This window comes from uncultured Campylobacter sp. (assembly GCF_937997595.1).
GTDB lineage: Bacteria > Campylobacterota > Campylobacteria > Campylobacterales > Campylobacteraceae > Campylobacter_B.
Window position 1 is genome coordinate 1 of record NZ_CALKTS010000156.1, and the last position, 4,649, is coordinate 4,649.

Annotated in this window: 6 protein-coding genes; 4 read left to right on the forward strand and 2 right to left on the reverse strand. The window is 42.9% G+C overall.

Annotated elements, in window-relative coordinates; all coding sequences use genetic code 11:
- Window positions 1-400 precede the first annotated feature (400 nt).
- Entirely contained in the window at window positions 401-766 is a 366-nt protein-coding gene (locus tag Q0614_RS05655; protein WP_298787158.1) for an EamA family transporter, read from the reverse strand.
- A 319-nt stretch (window positions 767-1,085) separates the two neighbouring features.
- Between Q0614_RS05655 and Q0614_RS05660 the strand changes: the two genes are divergently transcribed.
- The gene (locus Q0614_RS05660; protein ID WP_298787148.1) at window positions 1,086-1,472 is read left to right on the forward strand and encodes a hypothetical protein; all 387 of its coding nucleotides are present in this window, start codon (window positions 1,086-1,088) and stop codon (window positions 1,470-1,472) included.
- Between the two features lie 462 nt (window positions 1,473-1,934).
- Here Q0614_RS05660 and Q0614_RS05665 read toward each other — a convergent pair whose 3' ends face one another.
- Window positions 1,935-2,069 carry a hypothetical protein gene (locus tag Q0614_RS05665; RefSeq protein WP_298787150.1) on the reverse strand — a complete coding sequence of 45 codons (135 nt, stop codon included), beginning with the start codon at window positions 2,067-2,069 and terminating at the stop codon, window positions 1,935-1,937.
- Window positions 2,070-2,264: 195 nt separating this feature from the next.
- Here Q0614_RS05665 and Q0614_RS05670 point away from each other — a divergent pair, with 195 nt between their 5' ends.
- The 3 genes from Q0614_RS05670 to Q0614_RS05680 all read left to right on the forward strand — a co-directional run.
- Complete coding sequence (locus Q0614_RS05670; protein ID WP_298787152.1) at window positions 2,265-3,464, forward strand: OprD family outer membrane porin; 1,200 nt, start codon at window positions 2,265-2,267, stop codon at window positions 3,462-3,464.
- Window positions 3,465-3,539: 75 nt separating this feature from the next.
- Window positions 3,540-4,115, forward strand: a complete 576-nt coding sequence (locus Q0614_RS05675) for a cytochrome c (RefSeq protein WP_298787154.1) — start codon at window positions 3,540-3,542, stop codon at window positions 4,113-4,115.
- A 10-nt stretch (window positions 4,116-4,125) separates the two neighbouring features.
- The coding region (locus tag Q0614_RS05680; RefSeq protein WP_298787156.1) for a DJ-1 family glyoxalase III at window positions 4,126-4,649 on the forward strand (524 nt) is incomplete at its 3' end.

The following is a 4,649-nucleotide window of genomic DNA, read 5'->3' on the forward strand; positions in this document are numbered from 1 at the left end:
TTAGCTTACTCGACTATACTGTAGATTTAGAAGTTTACAGTTCGATTTAAACTTGCGGATGCAATTTTATTTTATGGTACGGCGAGCCGATATTTTTTGGAATTTTAAGGCGTAAATTCCTGATTTCTCATAAATTTTTAATCTCACTGCTTTTAAACAGAACTAAAATTACCCTAAAGACCGCCTAACTACAGCAAGGTATCGGCAAACCGATTACCGGCACGTTTCAGCTAATGCCTAGAAATCGTGTAGGCTAAAGTCAAGCCATAAGAAATCATAGCGGTTTAGGGCGGCAATTTTGCAGAAGCGGCAGTGGGTTTATCTTACGCAAAGCGTATGGCGTAACGCGAGCGTGGCGCTTAAAAAGACCACAAGAGATAGATTTAAAGCAAATTTACCCTTATTTAAACGCCAGCATCATCACGCCTGCGCCGATGAGTGCTAGCGCAAGCCATTCGCGCAGACTCGAGCGCTCACCCAAAAAGATCACGGCGATGATGACTACGAGTACTATGCTTAGCTTGTCGATCGGCGCTACTTGATAGGCTTTGCCGATTTGCAGCGCTTTGAAATACGCTAGCCATGACGCGCCCGTTGCTAGCCCGCTTAGTATCAGAAATACCCAGTTGCGCGCCGTTAGGCTGGATAACGGCTGCCAGGCTTTAGCGTAGCGCAAGAATATGGCGAGACATAGGGCAATGATGATCGTGCGGATAAAAGTCGCGAAATGAGAGTTGATCCCTTCGAGTCCGATTTTTGCAAATATCGCTGATACGAGCTAGCTGCTGGGTAAAAGAAGCTAGAGCTCCATCACATTTGATTTAGACGATATTGCTAAATCTTGCTTGTGATTGCCGCTAAATTCGCCCCACATATATAGAAAAATCGCCTAAAGCGCGCTCTTGCTCCGCCTAACGCCAAGAGATATCTGTTTAATTCCACTTCGACGCTCCTCAAAAACAAATGCCAGCGACGCAAGCGCATCCATCGTCGTTTAAATTCCAATTCGGTGCCCCTCAAAAAAGCAAACTTTAAGCCCAAACCTACTACTCTAAAAGTTCAAATTTTACAAATAAGGATACTGAATGAAAAATTTCATATTTTTCGCACTTTTGGCTCTTGGCATCGCAGGCTGCGCCGTAAGCACCGCTCCGACGCCTGCAGGCAACTTACGCTCGTTAAAATCCGAGATCGTAAACTACACTCGCCAAAGCTCCACAGCTTACGTATATACGTTTAAAGACCTATCCAGCGGCGAGCTATACACCGCTCGTGCAAGCAGATATTATGCGGCTGCAGGAGATACTGCCTACATAAGTACCGCTTCAGGCGCTATCACCGATATGCGAATCATCTCGCGCAAAGCGGGTTCCGTTGCTCCGCGCGCTTATGACATCGGCAAAATCGAGACCAAACAAATGCATAAAAACGACGCTATTGCCGTACCAGAGAGCGAAAATATCAGCTTTTAATCCTACGCGATTTTTAGCCGCTGTGCCCTTGAGGGTAAGCGAGCCTGCTTTTAATTTGCGAAACGCTTTTGTGTTCGCTCCCTACTCTTATGAAGGCAATAGTTTCCTGTTCTTAATCATGGCGGGCTGGCGCGATTTGCTTGCGCTTTAAAGTCCGCTGATTCTTTACGCGACGCCTGCATAAATTTTATATTTTATAAGTTGTGGAATTTTATATTTCACGAAATTCTGCGCTACACATCTTACTTATATGGCTCGGTTAGCATTTCCTATTCGCTTGCTTCGTGCTTAAGATTTCTTACTGCGTGACACTATTTTGTTCGCAAAATTCTATATTATAGAAATACAGCTGGCGCTAGAATTTTGATTGCGAAATTCTTATAAATTTTCTTTCTCGCAGTTTTTCACGGACTGCTCGTTTTCAGTGCTGTATCCTCCGCTGATAAGATGTTACGTGGATTTTTAAAACCCACGCTTTGCAAATTTCGTATCTTGAAATTTTATCCATAAAATTTTACGTCGTAAAATTTTTATGAAATTTCTCCCGCAAGAAAGAGGTGTTGCCGTCTGTTTACCGCAGCCTGATATAATCCCCACATCGAAATTAGAACTCCTTTCAATAATCGGCGAGACCTGTGCGGGTCTCGCTTTTTTTATGCCCGTTAAATTTGGATTTTCGGTAAATACTCGGTAACAATTTGGTAAAATTTTAGTATTTTTCAGCCTATTTTAAGCATATAATTTGTCATTTTGTGCTACTATTGCGCTTACAAACTTTTAAAGGAGTTCAAAATGAAACTAGTTAAACTTAGTTTAGCGGCAGCAGTCGCTGCAGGTGCTCTTGCTATGAGTGCAAGTGCTGTTCCGTTAGAGGAAGCTATCAAGGATGTGGATCTAAACGGATACGCTCGTATGCGATATACCCATGATCACCTTAAAAATGAAACAAATAGCAATAAGGGCGTTTGGGAATTTAAATCCGAAGTAGATTTCAAAGCTAAAATCGATGATAACTTCTTTGGTGTAGTGGGCGTTAGGTTCTTAGATAGAGATAATGGCGAGTCGCTTTCTTCTTCAAATAGCCAATATCACGGTACACAAAATCCAAGCGACAAAGATTCTGATTTCGATATCGCTAAAGCTTATTTAGGATACACTATCGGCGGTACCACTATTGCAGTTGGTCGCCAGGGCATAGGTTCGTTCTTTACCGATGATATGTATGGAGATGGTGTTAAGATTACTAGTACCGATATCGAGGGCTTGACAATTAGCGGCTTTTGGATGGATTCTTTAGAGAATGATGGAGATATTTCAAGCCTTGATTGGGGCGCAGCGGTAGATAATAAACTAACTACTGATCATAATCTATACGGTATAGGATTTATGGGCTCATACGATCCAGTATCTTTCCAACTATGGTATAATGCTCTAGAGGACGTAGCACAGCTTTTCGCTGCAGAACTAGCTCTAAACTTTGATATCTCTGATGATTTTAATCTCGGTGTAAAAGGTCAGTATGCATTCTCTGATTTTGACGGCGATTATAAAGATGCGGGTGCTAGTGATGCAGATTTCTGGGCTGCAGAAGCTAATGCTGGTTTCTTTGGTGTTGATTTAGCTGCAGGTTATTTAAAATTTGAACCTGATGATAAAGATAAAGTTTCTTTTGTATCTTTTGAAGATCAAGGCTCTTTCATTAGCCCAGGTGAAGAGTTGTTAGACTATAGAAACTTTAGTGGCGAAAATCACTACTGGTATGTAGTAGCAGGCTATACCATCCCTGATACTGGCATCAGAATCGGCGCTGATTACCTAGACGGTAAAGCAGATGGTGACAATGCATACGAAGTAGTAGGTAGAATTTCTTATAAATATAATGAAAAGCTAAGCTTCAAAACTTGGTATTCACACTATAAGATTGATGGCGCTGCAGGTGCTGCTGATGATAAAAATGATCGAATTAGATTCGAGGCTAAATACAGCTTCTAATTATTTACCTTATACAGGTAAAATTAGGGCGAAGCTTTTGCTTCGCCCTTTTTAAATTCTAAATCAAGGTTTTCTATGAAAATTTTTAAAATTTCTTTTTTAGCATGTCTTTTTACCTTCGCTCTAAATGCTGCGGATAACTCAAACGACGATACATACGTATTTGAAGCTAAAGGAGAGTTTGCCAAAGAGCTAAAATCCCTAATCGAAAAACATTCTAAAGACGAAAATATAACCGTAAATATCTACAAAAGTGCTCCGGCCGCCAGCGGCAAACCCCATAGCGGTAGGGTAAATCGAAACATAAACTCTCTAAAAGAAAAAGGCGGAGCGATCTTTGCCGAGAAGTGCGCTTCCTGCCACGGCGAAAACGGGCAAAAAAAAGCTTATGGAGTATCGCGTAAACTTAAAGATCTGGACGCCAAGGAGATCTCGATAGCTATTTCGCAATACACCACGGATCTAAGCTACGGCGGTAAGATGAAAAATATCATGCAGCCGATCGCCGCTAAGACGGGCGCTACGGAGCTAGGCTACATCATTGCTTATCTAAAAGGCGACGATTCGTTCCTATACGATAGCTCGTCTAGTAGGAGCACGAATACTGAAATTTCGACCACCCCGAGCGAACAGGGCTCATATCTAAAATAAAGGAGCGTAGATGAAAGTAGCGATCGTTTTGGCAAACGGTTTTGAAGAGATCGAGGCGGTAAGTCTGATCGATATTTTGCGCCGCGCGGAGATCGATGCAGTATCTGTGGGGCTGGATAAAAAATGCGTCTGCGGCGCGCATAGCGTAGAGATGATCGCCGATGAAATTTTAGACGATATAAAAGTTTCGGAATTTGATATGATCGTTTTGCCAGGCGGCTTGCCCGGTGCCGAAAATTTGGCAAAGAGCGAGAAGCTGGGGCAAGTACTGCGCGATTTTGATGCAAATAATGCCAAGATCGGCGCGATATGCGCGGCTCCATGGGCGTTAGCTACCGCAGGCGTGCTCAAAAGCGCCTATACTTGCTATCCGGGCTTTGAAAAGATCGTCGCGCACGCGGGATATACCCCGTCCGCAAACGTCGTAAAAGACCAAAACATAATGACCTCGTGCGGTCCTGCTACCGCTATGGAGTTTGCGTTGCAAATCGTCCGCGAGCTAAAAGGCGAGCAGGTTTATTCCAAGCTAAAATC

Bases quoted from the DNA above. Each gene is read 5' to 3' on its own strand.
- Q0614_RS05660 (WP_298787148.1), top strand. From the start codon at position 1,086: ATGAAAAATTTCATATTTTTCGCACTTTTGGCTCTTGGCATCGCAGGC.
- Q0614_RS05670 (WP_298787152.1), top strand. From the start codon at position 2,265: ATGAAACTAGTTAAACTTAGTTTAGCGGCAGCAGTCGCTGCAGGTGCT.
- Q0614_RS05675 (WP_298787154.1), top strand. From the start codon at position 3,540: ATGAAAATTTTTAAAATTTCTTTTTTAGCATGTCTTTTTACCTTCGCT.